Annotated in this window: 21 protein-coding genes; 9 read left to right on the top strand and 12 right to left on the bottom strand. The window is 63.1% G+C overall.

The genetic code is table 11. The annotated features are described in order from the left end of the window. Positions 1-23 precede the first annotated feature (23 nt). Positions 24-773, bottom strand: a complete 750-nt coding sequence (locus PWG15_RS19090; RefSeq protein ID WP_275022124.1) for an SDR family oxidoreductase — start codon at positions 771-773, stop codon at positions 24-26. A 143-nt stretch (positions 774-916) separates the two neighbouring features. Here PWG15_RS19090 and PWG15_RS19085 point away from each other — a divergent pair, with 143 nt between their 5' ends. Continuing rightward, a complete protein-coding gene (locus PWG15_RS19085; RefSeq protein WP_275022123.1) occupies positions 917-1816 on the top strand; it encodes a LysR family transcriptional regulator in 900 nt (299 codons plus the stop codon). Positions 1817-1960: 144 nt separating this feature from the next. Beyond that, a complete protein-coding gene (locus PWG15_RS19080; RefSeq protein ID WP_275022122.1) occupies positions 1961-3352 on the top strand; it encodes a serine hydrolase in 1392 nt (463 codons plus the stop codon). A gap of 46 nt (positions 3353-3398) precedes the next feature. Here PWG15_RS19080 and PWG15_RS19075 read toward each other — a convergent pair whose 3' ends face one another. After that, positions 3399-4403, bottom strand: coding sequence for an inorganic phosphate transporter (locus tag PWG15_RS19075; RefSeq protein WP_275022121.1), 1005 nt, complete (start codon positions 4401-4403; stop codon positions 3399-3401). Further along, the gene (locus PWG15_RS19070; protein WP_275024464.1) at positions 4403-5047 is read right to left on the bottom strand and encodes a DUF47 family protein; all 645 of its coding nucleotides are present in this window, start codon (positions 5045-5047) and stop codon (positions 4403-4405) included. The genes PWG15_RS19075 and PWG15_RS19070 overlap by 1 nt, the downstream gene beginning before the upstream one ends. Positions 5048-5250: 203 nt before the next feature. Between PWG15_RS19070 and recF the strand changes: the two genes are divergently transcribed. From recF to PWG15_RS19055, 3 genes are read left to right on the top strand one after another with little or no spacing between them, the layout of a single operon-like run. Further along, positions 5251-6375 carry a DNA replication/repair protein RecF gene (recF, locus tag PWG15_RS19065; RefSeq protein ID WP_275022120.1) on the top strand — a complete coding sequence of 375 codons (1125 nt, stop codon included), beginning with the start codon at positions 5251-5253 and terminating at the stop codon, positions 6373-6375. A gap of 46 nt (positions 6376-6421) precedes the next feature. Further along, positions 6422-7183: a molybdopterin-synthase adenylyltransferase MoeB gene (locus tag PWG15_RS19060; RefSeq protein WP_275022119.1), complete on the top strand. Its 762-nt coding sequence runs from the start codon at positions 6422-6424 to the stop codon at positions 7181-7183. An 8-nt stretch (positions 7184-7191) separates the two neighbouring features. Next, positions 7192-7662, top strand: coding sequence for a GNAT family N-acetyltransferase (locus PWG15_RS19055; protein ID WP_425536716.1), 471 nt, complete (start codon positions 7192-7194; stop codon positions 7660-7662). Positions 7663-7723: 61 nt separating this feature from the next. Here the strand turns inward: PWG15_RS19055 and PWG15_RS19050 are convergent, their stop codons facing one another. Continuing rightward, positions 7724-8728, bottom strand: a complete 1005-nt coding sequence (locus PWG15_RS19050; RefSeq protein WP_077962855.1) for a 2-hydroxyacid dehydrogenase — start codon at positions 8726-8728, stop codon at positions 7724-7726. A 283-nt stretch (positions 8729-9011) separates the two neighbouring features. Between PWG15_RS19050 and PWG15_RS19045 the strand changes: the two genes are divergently transcribed. Continuing rightward, positions 9012-9563, top strand: a complete 552-nt coding sequence (locus PWG15_RS19045; RefSeq protein WP_275022117.1) for an SH3 domain-containing protein — start codon at positions 9012-9014, stop codon at positions 9561-9563. Between the two features lie 38 nt (positions 9564-9601). On the opposite strand, the gene PWG15_RS19040 is transcribed toward PWG15_RS19045, so the two are convergent. Together PWG15_RS19040 and PWG15_RS19035 are read right to left on the bottom strand one after the other, a co-directional pair. Beyond that, positions 9602-10594 (bottom strand): adenosine kinase, encoded by a 993-nt coding sequence (locus tag PWG15_RS19040; RefSeq protein WP_275022116.1) that lies wholly within the window; start codon positions 10592-10594, stop codon positions 9602-9604. A gap of 87 nt (positions 10595-10681) precedes the next feature. Then, positions 10682-11110 carry a VOC family protein gene (locus tag PWG15_RS19035; RefSeq protein ID WP_275022115.1) on the bottom strand — a complete coding sequence of 143 codons (429 nt, stop codon included), beginning with the start codon at positions 11108-11110 and terminating at the stop codon, positions 10682-10684. A gap of 68 nt (positions 11111-11178) precedes the next feature. Here PWG15_RS19035 and PWG15_RS19030 point away from each other — a divergent pair, with 68 nt between their 5' ends. Beyond that, positions 11179-11772 carry a TetR/AcrR family transcriptional regulator gene (locus PWG15_RS19030; protein ID WP_275022114.1) on the top strand — a complete coding sequence of 198 codons (594 nt, stop codon included), beginning with the start codon at positions 11179-11181 and terminating at the stop codon, positions 11770-11772. Between the two features lie 30 nt (positions 11773-11802). Here the strand turns inward: PWG15_RS19030 and nth are convergent, their stop codons facing one another. After that, positions 11803-12573, bottom strand: coding sequence for an endonuclease III (gene nth / locus PWG15_RS19025; protein WP_275022113.1), 771 nt, complete (start codon positions 12571-12573; stop codon positions 11803-11805). Positions 12574-12595: 22 nt separating this feature from the next. Here nth and PWG15_RS19020 point away from each other — a divergent pair, with 22 nt between their 5' ends. Both PWG15_RS19020 and PWG15_RS19015 read left to right on the top strand, forming a co-directional pair. After that, a complete protein-coding gene (locus PWG15_RS19020; RefSeq protein ID WP_275022112.1) occupies positions 12596-13093 on the top strand; it encodes a DUF2244 domain-containing protein in 498 nt (165 codons plus the stop codon). A gap of 105 nt (positions 13094-13198) precedes the next feature. Continuing rightward, positions 13199-14086, top strand: coding sequence for a methylated-DNA--[protein]-cysteine S-methyltransferase (locus PWG15_RS19015; RefSeq protein WP_275022111.1), 888 nt, complete (start codon positions 13199-13201; stop codon positions 14084-14086). Between the two features lie 80 nt (positions 14087-14166). Here PWG15_RS19015 and PWG15_RS19010 read toward each other — a convergent pair whose 3' ends face one another. The 5 genes from PWG15_RS19010 to PWG15_RS18990 form a co-directional block, all read right to left on the bottom strand. Beyond that, positions 14167-14802 (bottom strand): 2,3-bisphosphoglycerate-dependent phosphoglycerate mutase, encoded by a 636-nt coding sequence (locus PWG15_RS19010; RefSeq protein WP_275022110.1) that lies wholly within the window; start codon positions 14800-14802, stop codon positions 14167-14169. A gap of 35 nt (positions 14803-14837) precedes the next feature. Then, complete coding sequence (gene dapB / locus PWG15_RS19005) at positions 14838-15656, bottom strand: 4-hydroxy-tetrahydrodipicolinate reductase (RefSeq protein WP_275022108.1); 819 nt, start codon at positions 15654-15656, stop codon at positions 14838-14840. Between the two features lie 21 nt (positions 15657-15677). Further along, positions 15678-17495, bottom strand: coding sequence for an ABC transporter ATP-binding protein (locus PWG15_RS19000; RefSeq protein WP_275022107.1), 1818 nt, complete (start codon positions 17493-17495; stop codon positions 15678-15680). A gap of 111 nt (positions 17496-17606) precedes the next feature. Then, the gene (locus PWG15_RS18995) at positions 17607-18626 is read right to left on the bottom strand and encodes a glucokinase (protein ID WP_275022105.1); all 1020 of its coding nucleotides are present in this window, start codon (positions 18624-18626) and stop codon (positions 17607-17609) included. A 109-nt stretch (positions 18627-18735) separates the two neighbouring features. Next, on the bottom strand, positions 18736-19119 hold the full coding sequence (locus PWG15_RS18990; protein ID WP_275022102.1) for a methylglyoxal synthase: 384 nt from the start codon (positions 19117-19119) through the stop codon (positions 18736-18738). Between the last annotated feature and the right edge of the window lie 38 nt (positions 19120-19157).

Below are 19157 nucleotides of genomic sequence, written 5' to 3'. Positions count from 1 at the left end.
TATCGGAGCGGAGCGAGGCTCGGTCAGAGCGTCGCCATGCCGCCATCGATGATCAGTTCGGCGCCAACCGTGAAGGCGGCTTCGTCGGAGGCGAGGAAGACAACCGCCTTGGCGATTTCGCTTGCATGGCCGAAGCGACCAAGCGGGATCTGCGCCGCGATCGCATCGACAACCTGCCTGTTTTCCTCCACCGTCGGGGCATGGCCGTCATGCAGCGGAGTGCGGATCGGGCCGGGGCTGACCGCGTTGACCCGGATGCCGCGGCCGATCAGTTCTCCGGAAAGCGTCTTGGCGAGCGACAGCAGACCCGCCTTGGTCAGCGCATAAACGCTCGAGGTCGGCATGCCAATATGGGCGTTGATCGAGGTGTTGAGGACGATGGATGCCGGCTTCGAAAAGACCGGAAGCAGGGCCTGAATGAGGAAGTACGGCCCCTTGAGGTTGATCGCGAGCGAGCGGTCGAAGCTCGCTTCATCCCACTGCTCGATCGGCTGCAGCTTGGCGATGCCGGCATTGACGAAGAGGATATCGAGCGTGCCGAAGGCAGCGCGGATCCTTTCAGCGACGGCCGCCTGGCCGGCGACATTGCCGGCATCGGCCTCGATGATCAGAGCTGTCTCGCCAAGGACGGCGCGGGCCTCGGCAATATTCTTCGGATTGGTGCCGGTGACCGCGACGCGAGCCCCCTCGGCGATGAACTGGCGCGCCGCCTCGAGGCCGATGCCGCTGGTGCCGCCGGTGATGAGTGCCGTCTTGTTCTGCAAACGTGACATGATGAAAATCCTCTTGTTGGGTCGAAGAGGAGATCGGCTCGGTTGGCTGGAACCGTCGTCCTCGAATGCAGACAGATATGGCGGAAAATGATCGTTCGGATTAGTCTTCCAATCCAGGAACTCAAATCCGGAAAAGCCGAACAATGATGAAGATCGAAGGGATAGCGGCCTTTGTCGCGGTTGCCGAAGCTGGCTCGATCAGCGAGGCGGCGCGGCGCCTGCGCGTGTCGAAATCCGTTGTCAGCGAAAGGGTAGCAGAGCTGGAACGCGCGCTCAACGCCACGCTTCTTCACCGCACCACACGCAAGCTGACGCTCACGGAGGACGGCATCGCCTTCCGCGAGCGCGCTGTCAGGATCGTCAGCGAGGTGCAGGCGGCTGCGAGCGACCTTGCCGAGCGCCGCGGGCTTCTCACGGGTCCACTCCGGATCGCTGCGCCTGTCAGCTTTGGCCGCCGGCATCTCGGTCCGGCGCTCTATCCGTTCCTGGCGAGCCATCCGGAAATCGAACTGACGCTCGATCTCGACGACCGGCGGGTCGATGCAGCTTCGGAAGGCTACGATGCGATTGTTCGCCACGGCGTGATCGCCGATTCCCGCCTGGTGGTCTGGAAACTTGCCAGAAGCCGGCGTCTGCTCGTCGCCTCTCCCGATTATCTCGAACGACACGGCACACCGGCGTCGCTTGGCGAACTCGAAGGCCACCGCGGCATCTTCTACACCAACCGCGGCGTCTCCGACTGGCGCTTCGAGGGACCTTCCGGCGCCACGGTCGTTCGGGCACGCCTGGCCCTCGGCATGAACAATGGCGACATGCTGCACGATGCCGCCGTCGCCGGGCTCGGCATCGCGTTGTTGCCCGCTTTCATCGCCGGCCCCGCGGTGCGGGAGGGACAGCTCAAGGAGATCGATGTCGGGCTGCTTCCGGAGCCGGAGTTCATCTACATGGCGCATGCGGAAGGAAGGCGTGCTTCGGCCAAGCTCAGAGCCATTGCCCAGCACCTCAAGGACGCCTTCGGCGATCCGCCCTATTGGGATCCGTGAGCCGCTTCATGCAATTTCGGTGCAATCGTTGCCAGGGAACATGATCGGGCATTTGTCCGCCAGGCCTTGACAGGGTCTCGATCAAAACCGGCTGGCATGGTCATCGCATCCCTTACAACCCAAAATTGGATCCCTATTTTTGTCATGCGGAACCTCTTTCTGAACTGGATCGTCCTTATGACGCTTGGCACCACCGCGCACGCGGCTCCTCCTTCCACGACACCGACCGATTCCGAGATTCTGGAAATCCTGACTGACCGCATCGACCAGCAACAGCAGTCGGTCGGGATCGTGGTCGGCATCATCGACGGCACCGGCCGGCGCATCGTCGCGCACGGTCATCCGGCCAAGGGCGATCCGCGCCCGGTCGATGGTCGCACCGTGTTCGAGATCGGCTCGGTCACGAAAGTCTTTACGGCGCTGCTGCTCGCCGACGCGGTGGAAAAGGGCACCCTAAACCTCGACACGCCCGTTTCGTCGCTGCTTCCTGCCGATGTGGCGTTGCAGGAAGACAAGCAGACGCCGATCACGCTCCGGCATCTGGCGACTCATATGTCCGGCCTGCCACGGTTGCCCGCCAATCTGGTGCCGGCCGATATCAACAATCCCTATGCCGACTATGACACAGCAAAGCTCTACGCCTTCCTCTCCAGCCACAAGCCGCTGCGGCGCCCTGGCGTCGAAAATGAATACTCCAATCTTGGCGCCGGGCTGCTCGGCCATGCACTCGCCTTGAAGGCGGGGCTTACCTATGAAGACCTCGTCATCAGCCGCATCGCAACGCCCCTCAGCATGAAGGATACCGCGATCACGCAGCGGCCGGATTGGGTCGAACGCCGGGCGACAGGCCACGGTGCAGCACAGGAGCCTGTGAGAGACTGGGATCTCGACGCGCTGCAGGGCGCAGGCGCTCTGCGCTCAACCGCGGATGACCTGCTGGGATTCCTGGAGGCCGCGATGGGAAAGACGCCGTCACCGCTCGCGCCCGCCTTCGCGATCCTGCTGGCGACGAAAGCGCCGATCGGCAACGGCGATGATGATCAGCAGGCGCTCGGTTGGGTGATTTCGGGTAAGGGCGACGACCAGGTCGTCTGGCACAATGGCGGCACCGGAGGCTACCGATCCTTCGTCGGCTACCGTCCGTCGACCGGCGTCGGCGTCGTCGCGCTTTCCAATGCATCGACGGAGGTGGGCGTCGACGATATCGGCCGCCATCTGCTTAATCGAGACGCTCCACTGGCACCGGCCGCCACCCAGCGCGTCGCCATTGCCGTCGATCCGGCAAGCTACGATGCCTATCTCGGTACATACCGGCTGGAGCCTGGGTTCGAGCTGACGATCCTTCGCGAAGGAGACCGGCTGTTTGCGCAGGCTACCGGCCAGGATCGGCTGGAGATCGTGCCTGAGGCGGAACATCGCTTCTTCACGAAGCTCATCGATGCGCAGATCAGCTTTACGCTCAAAGGCACGCGCGCAGAAAGCCTGACATTACATCAGGGCGGGCGTGACATGCCTGCTCCGCGGGTCGAAAAATGACGTGGTCTCCCGCCTGCCCGGCAGACGGGAGACACTGTCACTTCGACTAGAACAGCAGATCGATGGTGAAATAGGCGAGCGCCGAGATCGCCGCTGCGGCCGGCATGGTGATGAACCACGCGATGACGATGTTGCCGGCAAGCCCCCAGCGCACCGCCGAGACGCGGCGGGCCGCACCGACGCCGATGATCGCGCCGGTGATGGTGTGCGTGGTCGAGACCGGGATGCCGAGCCAGGTTGCAGCAAAGAGCGTGATCGCCCCGCCGGTTTCGGCGCAGAAGCCCTGCATCGGGTTGAGCCTGGTGATCTTCGAGCCCATCGTGTGAACGATGCGCCAGCCGCCGAACAGCGTGCCGAGCGCGATCGCCGCCTGGCAGGTGATCACCACCCAGAAGGGCACATAGAATTCCGAACCAAGATAGCCCTGCGAGAAGAGCAGAACGGCAATGATGCCCATGGTCTTCTGCGCGTCATTGCCGCCGTGGCCAAGCGAATAGAGCGACGCCGAAACGAACTGCATCACGCGGAAGGTGCGGTCTACGGCAAAGGGTGTCTGCCGCACGAAGAGCCAGGAGACGATCAACACCAGCACCAGCGCCAGGAAGAAACCGATCGCCGGTGACATGAAGATGGCGCCGACCGTCTTCAGAAGACCGGTCCAGACGATGGAACTGAAACCGGTGCTGGCAAGGCCGGCGCCGACGAGGCCGCCGATCAGGGCATGCGAGGAGCTCGATGGTATGCCGAACAGCCAGGTGACGATGTTCCAGACGATCGCGCCGATCAATGCCGAAAAGATCACCAGCGGTGTGACGATGCCCGGATCGATGATGCCCTTGCCGAGCGTCTCGGCCACGTGCAGGCCGAAGAACAGGAAGGCGATGAAGTTGAAGAATGCCGCCCACAGAACCGCATATTGCGGCCTGAGCACCCGCGTCGAAACGATCGTCGCGATGGAGTTGGCGGCATCGTGCAAACCGTTCAGGAAGTCGAAGAAGAGCGCAATGGCGATCAGCCCGACGAGCAACGGAAAGGCGAGCGTCGCATCCATCAGACGTTCTCGATCACGATGCCGCTGATTTCATTGGCGACATCCTCGAAGCGGTCGATGACTTTTTCGAGCTGGCCATAGATCTCGCTACCGACGATATAGGCCATCGGGTTGCTCGCGCCGTAACGGCGGAACAGATCCTTGAGGCCTTGCTCGTGCAGTTCGTCGGAGTGTCCCTCGATACGGGTGACCTCTTCGGCGATGGCGATGAGCCGGTCGTGATTGGTGCCGATGCGGTCCAGCAGCGGGACGGCCTCGGCAATCAGATTCGCGGCGCGGCCGACAATCGTACCCATTTCGCGCATACCGGGCTCGAAGCTCTTCTGTTCATAGAGCCGGATTGTCTTGACCGTCTTGTGCATCATGTCGATGGCGTCATCCATCGACTGGATCAGATCCTTGATGTCGCCGCGGTCGAACGGCGTGATGAAGGACCGGCGCACGGCCAGGAGTACCTCGGCGGTGATATGATCGGCTTCATCTTCGAGCGCGACGATCCGCTCGCAATGTTTCTCCAGATCGTCGCCACCGGCGAGCAACTTGTCGAGCGCATCGGCGGCACCGACGACAGTGCGCGAGTGTTTGGCGAAGAGGTCGAAGAAGCGATCCTCACGGGGAAGAAGTTTGCGGAACCAGGCCAGCATCACACGTATATCCATCTGTGGATTGTCATGTGGCTGTCATATTTCACCAGGTCCTTGAAGAAAAGCACCGAATCAAAGGGGTTTGCCGCCTTTCCCCTGCCGATATCGCCTATCTTTGACGATATGGGCGCCCGCACCGTTTCACCTTGCCTTGGCAGGCGCTTTCGTCCTAGCTGGCGCCCAACGTCGAATCCGGACTGCCGATGCCCCACAAGGTCTTTCTCAACCGCCTGAAGCTCACGGAGTTCCGCAACTATGCGGCCCTCTCGCTTGAGCTTGACCAGCGCCATGTGGTGCTGACGGGAGAGAACGGTGCCGGCAAGACCAATCTGATGGAGGCGGTCTCCTTTCTGTCGCCCGGACGCGGCTTGAGGCGCGCGGCCTATGCGGACGTTACCCGCGTCGGCGCAAGCGACGGGTTCTCCGTCTTTGCGGAGGTCGAGGGCATGGAGGGGCCGGTCGAGATCGGCACCGGCACTGCCGGGGTTACGGAGGGGCAATCCCGGCGGCTGCGGCTCAACGGAACGCCGGCGTCGACCGTCGACGAACTGACGGATCATCTGCGTGTTCTCTGGCTGACACCATCGATGGACGGGCTGTTCACGGGGCCTTCGGCCGACCGGCGACGGTTCCTCGATCGCCTGGTGCTTTCGCTCGATCCGGAACATGGCCGACGCGCCAGCGAGTTCGACCGCGCGATGCGAAGCCGCAACCGGCTGCTCGGCGAATTTCGACCGGACCCGGCCTGGCTGACGGCGATCGAGAAGGAAATGGCCGGCCTCGGCGTTTCCATGGCGCTGGCGCGGCAGGAAATGCTCGGGCTGCTCACGGCGCTTGTCGAACGGAACGTGGACGATAACGTCTTTCCGTCGGCGCGGCTGGCACTTTCCGGTTTTCTCGACGACGAAGGGCGTCGCCCGGCCTATGATCTCGAAGAGCAGTATCTGGCGATGCTGCGCGACGGCCGGCCGCGCGACGCGGCGGCAGGCCGGACGCTCGACGGACCGCATCGGAGCGACCTGCTGGTGCGGCACCGGGACAAGGACATGGAGGCGGCACGCTGCTCAACCGGTGAGCAGAAGGCGCTGCTGGTCGGACTGGTGCTGGCGCATGCGCGCCTGGTCGGCGACATGACCGGTCATGCACCGATCCTGTTGCTCGATGAGATCGCCGCGCATCTCGACGTCAATCGGCGCGCCGCCCTGTTCGATCTCGTCGATGATCTTGGCGGCCAGGCTTTCATGACCGGCACCGACCAGACCATGTTCGAGGCGCTCGGCGAACGCGGCCGCTTCCTGACCGTTTCGCACGGCAGCGTTACGGGATAAGCAAGGCAATGACCACCACGGCGGGTGGGATGAGGAGGATGTGGCCATGACCGGTGAGAACAAGCTCGACCAATCGGAGATCGCCCGTTACGCCCGCCATATCGTGCTGCCGGAGATCGGCGGCGCGGGCCAGCAGAAACTCAAGGCGGCACGCGTGCTGGTGATTGGCGCCGGCGGTCTCGGTGCGCCTGTCCTGCACTATCTCGCAGCCGCCGGCATCGGTCGCATCGGCATCGTCGACGACGACACCGTCGCGCTCTCGAACCTCCAGCGACAGGTCATCCACCGCACCGAGGACATCGGCCGGGCCAAGGTCGAGCGGGCCGCGGAAGCGATCGGCTCGCTCAATCCGCATGTCGTCGTCGAAGGCCACCAGACCCGGCTCGGCCCTGACAATGCCGAGGCGCTGTTCCGGCAATATCACCTGGTGATCGACGGCTCGGACAATTTCGACACACGCTATCTCGCAGCCGATACGGCAGCCGCGGTCGGCATTCCGCTGGTGACCGGCGCCGTCGGCCGCTTCGACGGTTCCCTGACGGTGCTGATGCCCTACAAGGCAGGTACCGATGGGCGGCCGAACCCCTCCTATCGCGACCTCTTCCCGGAACCGCCGCCGGCCGGCGTCGTGCCCTCCTGTGCAGAGGCCGGTATCGTCGGTGCGCTCACCGGCGTCATCGGTACATTGCAGGCGATGGAAGCGATCAAGGTGATTGCCGGTTTCGGCGAACCGCTCGTCGGACGGCTGTTGATGTATGACGCGCTGACGGCGCAGTTCAACACCATCCGCTACCGTCGCAGAGCATAGGCCGATCCATGGTGCAGATCTTTCGCATCGGTGAAAGCTTCAACCGGCATGAGGAATTGCTGGCGCTGATCCTTGGCGCCTTCTCCTACATGGACGGGCGAATAGACCCGCCATCGTCGGCGCATGCATTAAACGTCGAATCGCTTCGGCAGAAGATTGCCGACGAGATCGCCTTTGGCGTCAGCGACGGCGAAAGGCTCGTCGGCTGCATCTTCTGCAAGCCTGAGGCAGATTGCCTCTATATCGGTAAGCTCGCGGTTGCGCCGCAGACGCAAGGCAAGGGCATCGGCCGGCTGCTGCTCGCCGAAGCGGAAGCGACGGCGCGCGCGCTCGGTCTTCCAGCACTGCGGCTGCTCACCCGCGTCGAACTCACCGAAAATCACCGGGCGTTCGCCGCCTGGGGCTTCGTCAAAACCGGCACGATGTGCCATCCCGGCTTTACCCGGCCGACAGCGATCGAGATGCGCAAGACGCTCTAGCCTCTGACTTTGAACAGGCCTGACGGACAACCGCACGACAGGACCGTGCGGCGTTGCACGATCAGTCGCGGCCGGGAAGCACGCGGTCCGGCGGTCGGTGACCGTCGAAGAAGGTGCGGATGTTGATCACCACCTTGTCGCCCATGTCGATGCGCCCTTCGAGCGTCGCCGAGCTCATATGCGGCAGGAGCACGACCTTGCCTTCGCCGGCAAGCTTGATCAGCTTCGGATTGACGGCCGGCTCGTTCTCGAAGACGTCGAGGCCGGCGCCGGCGATCTTGCCTTCGCGCAGGCACTTGATGAGTGCCGTCTCGTCGATGATGCCGCCGCGGGCGGTATTGACGATGTAGCTGTCCGGTCGCATCAGTGCCAGCCGACGGGCCGAAAGCAGATGATAGGTCGCCGGCGTCGACGGGCAGTTGACCGAGACGATATCGACGCGGGCAAGCATCTGGTCGAGGCTGTCCCAATAGGTCGCCTCCAGCATCTCTTCGGTTTCCGCCTTCACCCGGTGGCGGTTGTGGTAGTGGATCGAAAGGCCAAAGGCCTTGGCGCGGCGCGCGACCGCGGTGCCGATCCGGCCCATGCCGACGATGCCGATGCGCTTTCCGGCAATCCGCCGGCCAAGCATCCAGGTCGGCGACCAGCCGGCCCACTCGCCCTTGCGATCGGTCAGGATCTGCGCACCTTCGGCAAGGCGGCGCGGCACGGCAAGAATCAGTGCCATCGCCATGTCGGCCGTGTCTTCGGTCAGCACGTTCGGCGTGTTGGTGACGGTGATGCCCTTGCGCGCGGCGGCATCGACATCAATGTTGTCGACGCCGTTCGAGAAGCTGGCAATCAGCTTCAGCTGCGGGCCGGCCTGCTCGATCAGTGCCGCATCGATGCGATCGGTGACCGTCGGCACCAGCACGTCGGCGCGTTTGACCGCGGCAACGAGCTCCGGCTGGCTACGCGGCGTATCGTCGATATTCAACTCCGCGTCGAAGAGTTCGCGCATCCGCGTCTCGACGATGTCCGGCAGTTTGCGGGTGATGTAGACCGTGGGCTTCTTCTTGCTTGTCATTGCTGCGATGGGCCTTGTTGACGGGTCTTTAACCAAGTTGGGCGATACTTTCTCCCTGTAGCCGCAATTTCTACCAGACCCCACCGGGAAGACAAACAAAACTCGCGCGTTCGTCCCCGCGATTTCAGCCCGTGTGTTGGGCCTCGAATGAACTGCGCCTGCATAAGCGACTGCATGTCTCCTGAAATCATCTCCGATTGAAGGACAAAGACAAGCAGCAACTCAAAGTCCTACAGCGGCCTTTGCGCGTCCCGGGACGCGCGGTGCTGTAGTGCCACGGATAATGAGCTTCGTCATGCGCCATGTCATTTCCAGATTCTCGTTCTCGTTGATCGCCGCCTGCCTCGGCGCCGGCATCATGGCGTCGGCGGCTTACGCTCAGGCTGCCAAGGGCGCCAGCGGGCTGCCGCTTCCGCGCTTCGTCAGCCTCAAGTCGAAGAGCGTCAATCTCAGGATCGGCCCGAGCGTCGATTACGCGGTCGCCTTCCGTTACATGAAGCCCGGCGTGCCGGTGGAGATCATCCAGGAATACGATAACTGGCGCCGTATCCGCGACGCCGACGGCACGGAAGGCTGGGTCAACCAGGCGCTGCTTTCCGGCGACCGCACCGCCGTCGCCGCGCCCTGGATGCGCGGCAAGGGCGAAGGCGTCTTCGTCAACATGCGCCGCGACCCGCAGGGGACAGCCCCGATCACCGCCCGCATGGAGCCGGGCGTCATCGTGCGTGTCGGCGAATGCAATGGCGACTGGTGCCATGTCGAGACGCAGGGCGTCGAAGGCTGGATCGCCCAGAGCGAGATCTGGGGCGCCTATCCAGGCGAGGCCTTCAAGTAAGGCCACGCCTGCTTTTCACAAGATTTAATCAGAACGAATCAGGCGAGACCGGCCTGCTTGGCGGCCGTTTCCAGCGAGACCATCGGCCGCGGGCCGATCTGACCGATGACGATGCCGGCGGCGAGATTACCGAGCCTGCTGCAGTCTTCGAGCGAGCGTCCGGTCGTGTAGCCGTGAAGGAAGCCCGCGGCATAGAGGTCACCGGCACCGGTCGTATCGACGACCTGGGCGATCGGCGTTGCGCCGACCCGAACCCGCTCCGCTCCACGCACGACCACCGAGCCTTCTTCGCTCAGCGTCACGGCAGCGAGCTTGCAATCCTTCGACAGCTTTTCCAGCGCCAGATCGAAGTCTTCGGTCTCGTAGAGGGCCAGCGCTTCCTGCTTGTTGGCGAAGACGATATCGACCGTGCCGGAGCGCATGAGCTCGAGGAATTCGTCGCGATAGCGGTGAACGCAGAAGCTGTCGGACAGCGTGATCGCGGTCTCGCGACCGTTTTCGTGAGCGATCCGTGCGGTCTCGCGGATGGCATCCTTGGCACGCGGCGGATCCCAGAGGTAGCCTTCGAAGTAGGTAACCTTGGACTGGGCGACGACGTCGGCCTCGACGTCGTCGGGGCCGAGCTCGACGCAGGCGCCGAGATAGGTGTTCATCGAGCGCTCGCCGTCCTCCGTGACGAAGATCATCGAACGGGCGGTCGGCGGCACGTTTTCGAGCGGCTTCGTCTCGAAGTAGACACCCTGGGCGCGGATATCATGCGCGAAGATCTCGCCGAGCTGGTCGCTCGCGGTCTTGCCGAAATAGGCAGCGCGACCGCCAAGGCTGGCGACACCGGCTGCGGTATTGCCGGCACTGCCGCCGGACGCTTCGACCGCCGGGCCCATGCGCGAGTACAACAACTCGGCGCGTTCGGCATCGATGAGGTTCATGGCGCCCTTTATGATGCCGTTTTCATTGAGAAAGGCATCGTCGCAGCGCGCGATGATATCAACGATGGCATTGCCGATCGTCAGCACGTCGTATTTTGTCATGAACCTCGTCCGGTCTCCGTGATGGCCGGTGTTTGTTAATACCGGTTTTCCGACCATTTGGAAGACAAAAGACGCGTGCCGGCTGCTTCAGGCCGTAGGAAGCGCGCTTTCATCGTAAGCAGCGGCGAAATCGGCGCTCGGCGGGATCGGCTTGATGACATCGATCAGTACACCGTTCGGATCGGCGGTGATGAAATGCCGCTGACCGAAGTCCTCGTCACGCAACGTCTTCAGAATCGGCAGCCCGGCGGCAACCGCTTGCGCATAGATCAAATCCGGATCCTCGACCTCGAAATTCAGGAGAAGACCACGGGCGGGCGAGCGCGCCTCCTCGGGGATCGTCTCGTGGCGATAATCAAGCACCGCCAGCGTCACATGCTCGTCCTCCATCGACTGCAGATGCACATACCAGTCGCTGGTGAAGAGCGGCTGGAAGCGGAAGTGCTCGATGTAGAAGGCGGCGGTGGCGGCAACATCCGATGTCATGATGACAGGATAATAGCTCGTCGATTTCATGGCTTTTCCTCGCTCCGGCAATATCATACAATCTGTATGTATCTTTAATTAACATACAGGCTGCATGTATGCAACAGGAAGCCTCCCGTCGTTCCAATCGCGAGCGATCCGACACCACGCGCACCGCGATCCTCGATGCCGCCCGCGGCCTCTTCGTCACCAGGGGTTATGCCGATACTTCCACGCCCGATATCGTCGCCGCCGCCGGATTGACCCGCGGCGCGCTCTATCACCACTTCGAAGACAAGAAGGCGCTGTTTCGGGCTGTGGCGGAACGGGAGGCGCGCGCCGTGGCGGCATCGATCGAGCAGGCAACGGCAGACGACCTGACGCCGCGCGAGGCGCTGAAAGTCGGTGCCCGGGCCTATTTCGACGCGATGCGGGAGCCGGGCCGAATTCGCTTGCTGCTGCTCGACGGGCCGGCGGTGCTCGGCAGGCAGGAGATGGTGGCAATCGATGCCGCCAATGCGCAGAGAACCCTGGAGGAAGGCATCGGCGAGGCGATGGCGCCGGCAGTGCCTGACCCCGAAAGACTGTCGGCCATGGCCTCGCTGCTTTCAGCCGCCTTCGACCGCGCGGCACTCGACATCGCTGACGGCGGCCCCGCCGAGATCTATGCGGAGACGATCAGCACGCTGATCGATCGGATGGTATCGGCCTGAAGCCATCCCACCGAGCCGCCGCCGACGGCCTCAGCTTGCGGCGGAGATGATCTGTGGCGGCAACTCGACGAGTGCAGCCGGGACGTCGCAGGTCTTTTCCGGAGACTTGCAGAGATCGGCGATGACGCAACGTTCGCATTCCGGCTTGCGCGCCTTGCAACAGTAGCGACCATGCAGGATCAGCCAGTGATGCGCGTGGTAGAGATACTCGTCCGGGATGATCTTGATCAGCTTGTCTTCCACCTCGTCCGGGGTCTTGCCCGGCGCCAGACAGAGGCGGTTGGCAATGCGCAGGATGTGGGTATCGACGGCGATCGTCGATTGGCCGAAAGCCATGGAGAGCACCACATTGGCTGTCTTGCGCCCGACACCCGGAAGCGTCACCAACTCTTCGCGCGTGCGGGGTACTTCGCCGCCGAAATCGCGGATCAGCTTTTCGCTCAGCGCAATGACGTTCTTCGCCTTGTTGCGGAAGAGCCCTATGGTCTTGATGTAGTCCCGGACCTTCTCTTCCCCAAGCGCCAGCATCTTTTCCGGCGTATCGGCGATGGCAAAGAGCGCACGCGTCGCCTTGTTGACGCCGGCATCGGTCGCCTGCGCCGAGAGCGCCACGGCGACGACCAGGGTGAACGGATTGACGTGCTCGAGTTCGCCCTTCGGCTCCGGCCGCTGGATCGAGAAGCGGCGGAAGATCTCCTTGAGATCGTCCTGGCTGTAGAGGCTCTTCACCCGCGGCGTAGCGCGGCGGCTTGTCTTGGGTTTTGCAGCGCTGACGGGCAATTTCGGCTTCACGTTTTTCATGATGCATCTATAGTCAGAGGTCATGATCAATGGCAACGCCACCACCCCGCCCGAGGATGCGCCGGTCTTCACCGCCGAGCTCACCCCCTATCGCTCGCTCGGGCGCCGCGGCTTCAAGATCTTCTTTCTGATCGCCGGGCTTTTGAGCCTTGTGCACGCCTTCATCTTCCTCATCGTTGGGGCCTGGCCGGTCATGTTCTTCTTCGGGCTCGACTATTTGCTGTTGTTCGGCGCTTTTTGGCTGAACTACCGCTCGGCGCTCAGCCGCGAAGAGGTCAGCGTTTCCCGAACCGGCGTTTCCGTGCGCAAGTTCACCCCATCGGGCCAGATCACCGAACACCGCTTCAATCCGTTCTGGGCGCGCTTCAATGTCGCCCGCCACCAGGAAATCGGCATCATCTCGATGACGATCAGCGGTGGTGGCCGCCGGACCGACATCGGTTCGTTTCTCAATCGCGACGATCGCGAGACCTTCGCGCTCGCCCTTTCGGGAGCGCTTGCGACCGTTCGCCGCCGCTGACGCCCGCCGAACAGCCAATGGGACGCAAATCCCCGCATTCGTTCAAGTTTCGGGTGGTTGCAGGGGCCAGCAAGTGATTACCTGTGACATGACAGGAGAAGAGCCATGAACATTGCGACATCCGTACCTACAGACATCACGCCGAAAGGCACCGATTACGATACGGTCAGCCGCGTGATCGAAATGCTGACCGAGGAGTATCGCGACCAGCCGTCGCTCGAAACCGTGGCGCAACGCCTGAAACAATCCCCGACACAACTCCAGAAGGTCTTCACCCGCTGGGCCGGACTTTCGCCGAAAGCCTTCCTCCAGGCCGTGACGCTCGACCATGCCAAGCGTCTCTTGCGCCAGGAAGACATGCCGTTGCTCGAGACCAGCATCGAGGTCGGCCTGTCGGGGCCGAGCCGCCTGCACGACCTGTTCGTCACCCACGAGGCGATGTCGCCCGGCGAATGGAAGGCGCGCGGCGAGGGTCTGACGATCCGCTACGGGTACCACCCCTCGCCCTTCGGCACGGCGCTCGTCATGATCACCGAGCGCGGACTTGCGGGCCTTGCTTTCAACGATGCCGGCGGCGAGAAGGCAAGCTTCGAGGACATGGCGCAACGCTGGCCGAACGCCTGCTACATCGAAGACAGCGCTGCCACCGCCCAATATGCCGCGCGCATCTTCGACCCCTCGCGCTGGCGCCAGAACGAACCGCTGCGCATCTTCCTGATCGGTTCGGATTTCCAGATCCGCGTCTGGCAGGCGCTCTTGAAGATCCCGCTCGGCTGCGCCACCACCTATTCCAGCATTGCCGGGCAGATCGGCCAGCCGACGGCATCACGCGCAGTCGGCGCCGCGGTCGGGCGCAACCCGATCTCCTTCGTGGTCCCCTGCCACCGCGCGCTCGGCAAGAGCGGGGATCTCACCGGTTACCACTGGGGGCTGACGCGCAAGCGCGCCATCCTCGGTTGGGAAGCGGGCAAGGCGGCGGATGGCACGATCTGAGACCATGATCTTCCGCGGCTTCGGCGAGAAACAAAAAAGGGGCGCTCGGCGCCCCTTTTTCATTCGGCATTTCCCAGCGCTCAGTGGGCGCCGGACATGTCGCCCAGAACTTCCTTCGAAGCGACCGTCGAATTGGCATTGAGCTTGTAGACCATCGGCACGCCAGTCGCGAGGTTGAGCTTCAGGATCTGTTCCTTGGTCAGGCGATCGAGCACCATGACCAGCGAGCGCAGCGAGTTGCCGTGGGCGGCGACGAGCACCTTCTGGCCGGACAGCACGCGCGGCAGGATCTCGGTCAGGTAGTAGGGCCAGACGCGGGCGCCGGTGTCGCGCAGGCTTTCGCCGCCCGGAGGCGGGATGTCATAGGAGCGGCGCCAGATGTGCACCTGCTCTTCGCCCCACTTCTCGCGCGCATCGTCCTTGTTGAGGCCCGAGAGGTCGCCGTAGTCGCGCTCGTTGAGCGCCTGGTCGCGGATCGTTTCAAGCGAGGACTGGCCGACGGCGTCGAGCACGAACTGGCAGGTGCGCTGGGCACGGACGAGGTCCGAGGTGAAGGCGATGTCGAACTTGATGCCGTAGTCGGCAAGCGCTTTGCCGCCGGCCTTGGCCTCCTCGACGCCGAGTTCCGTCAGGTCCGGATCACGCCAGCCGGTGAACAGGTTCTTCAGGTTCCAGTCGCTCTGGCCATGCCGGACGAGGACGAGAGTACCGCTCATGTCGAATTCCCCTTGAGACTTGAGAGTGAGAAAAGTCAGTTGAGCCCGAGAACGTCGAGCATCGAATAGAAGCCGGGTTTTTGGGCACGCGCCCAGAGTGCTGCCGTCACGGCACCGCGCGCGAAGATCGAGCGATCCGTCGCGCTGTGCGACAGCGTCACCTGCTCGCCTTCGCCGGCAAGAATGACCGAATGTTCACCGATGACCGATCCGCCACGCAGGGTGGCAAAACCGATCGTACCCACTGGGCGCGGACCCGTATGACCGTCACGCACGCGCACCGAATTCTCGGCAAGACCGATGCCGCGTCCCCTTGCCGCCGCCTCGCCGAGAAGCAGTGCCGTACCCGAGGGCGCATCAACCTTGTGCTTGTGGTGCATTTCGAGGATCTCGATATCCCAATCGGCGGGGCCAAGGGCACGCGCCGCCTTTTCCGTAAGGACGCCAAGCAGGTTCACGCCGAGGCTCATGTTGCCCGACTTGACGACGCGGGCGTGACGCGCGGCAGCGCGGATTTTCGCCTCGTCGTCGGCCGAGCAGCCGGTTGTTCCGATGACATGGACGATGCGGGCCTGGGCTGCGAGGCCGGCAAACTCAACGGTGCCTGCGGGTGCGGTAAAATCAAGCACCCCTTCCGCTTCGACGAAGGCCTCGAGCGGTTGCTCGGTGACCGGCACGCCGATCGGCCCGAGACCGGCCACCTCACCGGCGTCTCGGCCGATGAAGGGAGACCCGGGACGTTCGATGGCCGCATGCAGGCGCACGCCGTCCATCGCGTGAACTGTCCTTATCAGCGTCTGGCCCATGCGGCCTGCAGCACCCACCACCACGAGCTTCATATCGTTTTCGCTCATCGGTGATTCCTTCCGCTTTTTTTAGATTTCGGCGCCGGCCGGCGCGTCGGCCGGCGTGACCTCAGGCGACTGGCCTTGAAGATTGTGAAGCCGAGCGTAGAGACCGTCCGGTCGCCGTGCAAGGTCGGCATGCGTGCCTTCCTCAACGACGGAACCATCCTTCATGACGATGATCTTGTCGGCATTGACGACGGTCGAGAGGCGATGCGCGATGACGATCACCGTGCGGCCGTCCATGGCGTGATCGAGCGCCTTCTGCACCGCGGCTTCCGATTCGGTATCGAGCGCCGAGGTGGCCTCGTCGAGCAGCAGGATCGGCGCATTGCGCACGAGTGCACGAGCGATGGACAGCCGCTGGCGCTGGCCGCCGGAAAGCGTCATGCCGTTTTCGCCGACCGGGGTATCGTAACCCTGTGGCTGCGCCAGAATGAAATCATGCGCATAGGCAAGCCGTGCCGCGTCCTCGATCTCCGCGTCGGTCGCATCAATGCGCCCATAGCGGATGTTGTCGCGGATCGACCCTTCGAAGAGGTAGGGTTGCTGCGAGACATAGGCGATGCCCTTGCGCAGCGACTGCTTGGTGACGTCGGCAATATCCTGTCCATCGATCAGGATCTGGCCCGAAGCCGGATCGTAGAAGCGCGGGATGAGGCTGATTACCGTCGACTTGCCGGCACCGGAGGGGCCGACGAGCGCCGTCGTCTTGCCGCCTTCTGCAACGAAGCTGACGCCTCTGAGAACCTCGTCGCCGTTGGCGTATTGGAAACGGACGTCGCGCAGCTCGACTGCGGCGTTCGTGAAGACCAGTTCCTTGGCGTCCGCCTTGTCGCGCTGATGCGGCACGGTGTCGAGGATTTCGTAGACCATGCGGGCATTGACGGCAGCGCGCTCCATTGAGACCTGCAGCCGCGCCAGTCGGCGGGCCGGATCGTAAGCCATCAGGAGAGCCACCACGAAGGCGAAGAAGGCGCCGGGCGGCACGTCGGCATAGATCGCACGGAAGGCGGAATAGGCAAGAACGGCTGATATCGCGAGGCCGGCGAAGGTCTCGGTCATCGGCGCCGTGCGCTCGCTCAGCCGCGCAATGCGATTCGCTCGGTTCTCAGCCCGATCGATGATCGCATCGACCTTGCCGCGCAGTTCGCCTTCCATGGTGAAGGCCTTGACGATGGTGATGCCCTGAATCGTTTCCTGCATCGCGCCGAGTACGCGGCTGTTGACCTCGATCGACTCGCGGGTTGCTGAACGCAGCCGCTTGGAAATGTAGCGCAAGCCCAGCAACAAGGGCGGCGCCGCGACAAAGACGATGATCGACAGCAGCCAGTCCTTGGCAAACATGACGCCGACCAGGCCGATCAGCGTCAGCAGATCGCGTGCGATCGAGGTGACCGTCAGATTGAGTACGTCGCGAATGCCGCTCACGTTCTGGCTGATCTGGGCTGCAAGCTGTGCCGACCGCGTCTCGTTGAAATAGCCAACGCTCAGCGCCATCAGATGGGCGTAGAGCCGGCGCTGGTAACGCGCGACGATATTGTTGCCGATCTTCGACAGGGCAACGGCCTGGCCGTAAGTTGCAAAGCCGCGCAGCACGAAGGCGGCGAGGATCGCGCCGCAGACGAGCAGGACGATGTCCGCCCGCTTGTTGGCGAAAGCCTCGTTGATCACGGTCTCCATGATCGAGGCCGTGAAGCCGGTTGTTGCAGCAACGACGGCCAGACAGGCTATGGCAAAGGCATAGCCGCGAATGTGGTCGCGACCGTTTTCCGCAATAACCCGTTTCAGAATTCCGCTGATCGTATCGGAATCGACCGCGTGCTGTTTTCTATTGCTGGCGCTCAAAAAGCCCGTCTTCCCTGGACCCAATGTGGCGAGCCGGTTTCCGGCCCGACCTTTCCCGGGCTCTATAGTAGTTTGGTATCGCTTTGGCGAGTCTTTGCGCGCGTCGGCCGCTCAGCTTCTCCAGCGGCGTCCCTCCGTTGCAACACCGAAATCCCTCGGCGTACGGGCAAAGGCAGCCAGACCGGAGAGCGCCGCCATCGGATGAATGACGGCAAAGGTCGGGATCGTCCTCATCAGCGCCGAATGCGGCGCCTTGTCTTCGAATGCGGCACGGAACGGCGATTTCATGAGCGCCGGCAAGATCTTCTGCGAGATGCCACCCGCCAGGAACACGCCGCCGCGCGCCATGAAAATCAGCGCCATGTCACCGGCAACGCGGCCGAGATAGGTGCAGAACAACGAGATGGTCTCGATCGCGGCCCTGTCGTTCTCGGCCAGCGCATGTGTCGTCACTTCCGCCGGATCGGTGAGTACCGGGTCCACCCCATCGGCGGCACAAACGGCACGGTAGAGATTCATGATGCCGCGGCCGCAAAGGATCTGCTCACCGGCCATGCGCCCTTCGATCGGATCGAGGAAGGGCCAGATATGAAAGTCGCGTTCGGTACGCGGGCCGATGTCGACATGGCCACCCTCGCCCGGCACCGGGATCCATGTGTGCTGGGCAAAGACCAGTCCGCCGACCCCAAGACCCGTGCCCGGGCCGAGGACGACACGCGATGTCAGGGGCCGGACGGTGCCGCCGCCGATCTGCACGAGATCCTCATCCGCCGGCGCAGCCACGGCAAGCGCCTGGGCCTCGAAATCGTTGATGATCAGTACGTCCTCGAGGCCAAGGCTCGAGAGCATGTCCTTCGGCCTGATCACCCAGCCGGCATTGGTGAGCGGAATTTCGTCGCCCCGGATCGGGCCAGCCACTGCAAGGATAGCCGAACGCGGCTGCACGGAGGTCTTGTCGAGGATGCTCTTCTGCATCGCTTCCTCGATCGTTTCGAAATCGCCGGTCTTGATCGGCGGCAGTTGCTTCGGCTCGGCAAAGGCATCGAGGAGCAGGGCAAAGCGGGCATTGGTGCCGCCGATATCGCCGATCAGGATCGGAAAGGGGAAGGCGTTTTCACTGGTGCCGGGCATCGCAAGATCCATCCTGATGGTCGTGGCAGGTATATCGCTGTCTATCAGCTAGAGCGGGATAAGGGAAAGTGTCGGGTTTCCGCCCGCGTCCGCCGAGAAACGATCGCGTCTATGGTTTTGGGTTGAAGTCGAGCAACTGTTCGGCCGTCGCCCGGTTGAGGGCCATCGGAATGTCGTAGACGATGGCGAGACGCATCAGCGCCTTGACATCCACGTCATGCGGCATCGCCGTCAGCGGGTCGACGAAGAAGATCAGAAGCTGCACCTCGCCGGTGGCAATCATCGCACCGATCTGCTGGTCGCCCCCGAGCGGACCGCTTTTCAGGCGCGTGATGTCGAGCCCCGGACAGACGTCGAGGACACGGCCGCCGGTCGTGCCTGTCGCAACGATGCGCCATTGGGACAAAACCGCTTCATGCGTCCTGGCGAAGGCAGCAAGGTCGTCCTTCTTCTGATCGTGGGCGATCAGGGCAATGCATTTCCGATCCGCCATGTCGGGCCTCACATCAATATTTAAATCGATTTGATCGC

Origin of the sequence: Ensifer adhaerens (assembly GCF_028993555.1) — a bacterium.
GTDB lineage: Bacteria > Pseudomonadota > Alphaproteobacteria > Rhizobiales > Rhizobiaceae > Ensifer > Ensifer adhaerens_I.
Note: the sequence above shows the minus strand (reverse complement) of the source record. Positions and strands in the feature narration are given on the sequence as shown.

Excerpts from the sequence above, each read along its gene's own strand:
- PWG15_RS18995 (WP_275022105.1), bottom strand. The coding sequence starts at position 18,626 with ATGCCCGGCACCAGTGAAAACGCCTTCCCCTTTCCGATCCTGATCGGC.
- PWG15_RS19030 (WP_275022114.1), top strand. The coding sequence starts at position 11,179 with ATGCAACAGGAAGCCTCCCGTCGTTCCAATCGCGAGCGATCCGACACC.
- PWG15_RS19020 (WP_275022112.1), top strand. The coding sequence starts at position 12,596 with ATGATCAATGGCAACGCCACCACCCCGCCCGAGGATGCGCCGGTCTTC.
- PWG15_RS19070 (WP_275024464.1), bottom strand. The coding sequence starts at position 5,047 with ATGCTGGCCTGGTTCCGCAAACTTCTTCCCCGTGAGGATCGCTTCTTC.
- PWG15_RS19085 (WP_275022123.1), top strand. The coding sequence starts at position 917 with ATGATGAAGATCGAAGGGATAGCGGCCTTTGTCGCGGTTGCCGAAGCT.
- PWG15_RS19040 (WP_275022116.1), bottom strand. The coding sequence starts at position 10,594 with ATGACAAAATACGACGTGCTGACGATCGGCAATGCCATCGTTGATATC.
- nth (WP_275022113.1), bottom strand. The coding sequence starts at position 12,573 with ATGAAAAACGTGAAGCCGAAATTGCCCGTCAGCGCTGCAAAACCCAAG.
- PWG15_RS19050 (WP_077962855.1), bottom strand. The coding sequence starts at position 8,728 with ATGACAAGCAAGAAGAAGCCCACGGTCTACATCACCCGCAAACTGCCG.
- PWG15_RS19075 (WP_275022121.1), bottom strand. The coding sequence starts at position 4,403 with ATGGATGCGACGCTCGCCTTTCCGTTGCTCGTCGGGCTGATCGCCATT.
- PWG15_RS18990 (WP_275022102.1), bottom strand. The coding sequence starts at position 19,119 with ATGGCGGATCGGAAATGCATTGCCCTGATCGCCCACGATCAGAAGAAG.
- PWG15_RS19015 (WP_275022111.1), top strand. The coding sequence starts at position 13,199 with ATGAACATTGCGACATCCGTACCTACAGACATCACGCCGAAAGGCACC.
- PWG15_RS19045 (WP_275022117.1), top strand. The coding sequence starts at position 9,012 with ATGAGCTTCGTCATGCGCCATGTCATTTCCAGATTCTCGTTCTCGTTG.
- recF (WP_275022120.1), top strand. The coding sequence starts at position 5,251 with ATGCCCCACAAGGTCTTTCTCAACCGCCTGAAGCTCACGGAGTTCCGC.
- PWG15_RS19035 (WP_275022115.1), bottom strand. The coding sequence starts at position 11,110 with ATGAAATCGACGAGCTATTATCCTGTCATCATGACATCGGATGTTGCC.
- PWG15_RS19055 (WP_425536716.1), top strand. The coding sequence starts at position 7,192 with ATGGTGCAGATCTTTCGCATCGGTGAAAGCTTCAACCGGCATGAGGAA.
- PWG15_RS19060 (WP_275022119.1), top strand. The coding sequence starts at position 6,422 with ATGACCGGTGAGAACAAGCTCGACCAATCGGAGATCGCCCGTTACGCC.
- dapB (WP_275022108.1), bottom strand. The coding sequence starts at position 15,656 with ATGAGCGAAAACGATATGAAGCTCGTGGTGGTGGGTGCTGCAGGCCGC.
- PWG15_RS19090 (WP_275022124.1), bottom strand. The coding sequence starts at position 773 with ATGTCACGTTTGCAGAACAAGACGGCACTCATCACCGGCGGCACCAGC.
- PWG15_RS19080 (WP_275022122.1), top strand. The coding sequence starts at position 1,961 with ATGCGGAACCTCTTTCTGAACTGGATCGTCCTTATGACGCTTGGCACC.
- PWG15_RS19010 (WP_275022110.1), bottom strand. The coding sequence starts at position 14,802 with ATGAGCGGTACTCTCGTCCTCGTCCGGCATGGCCAGAGCGACTGGAAC.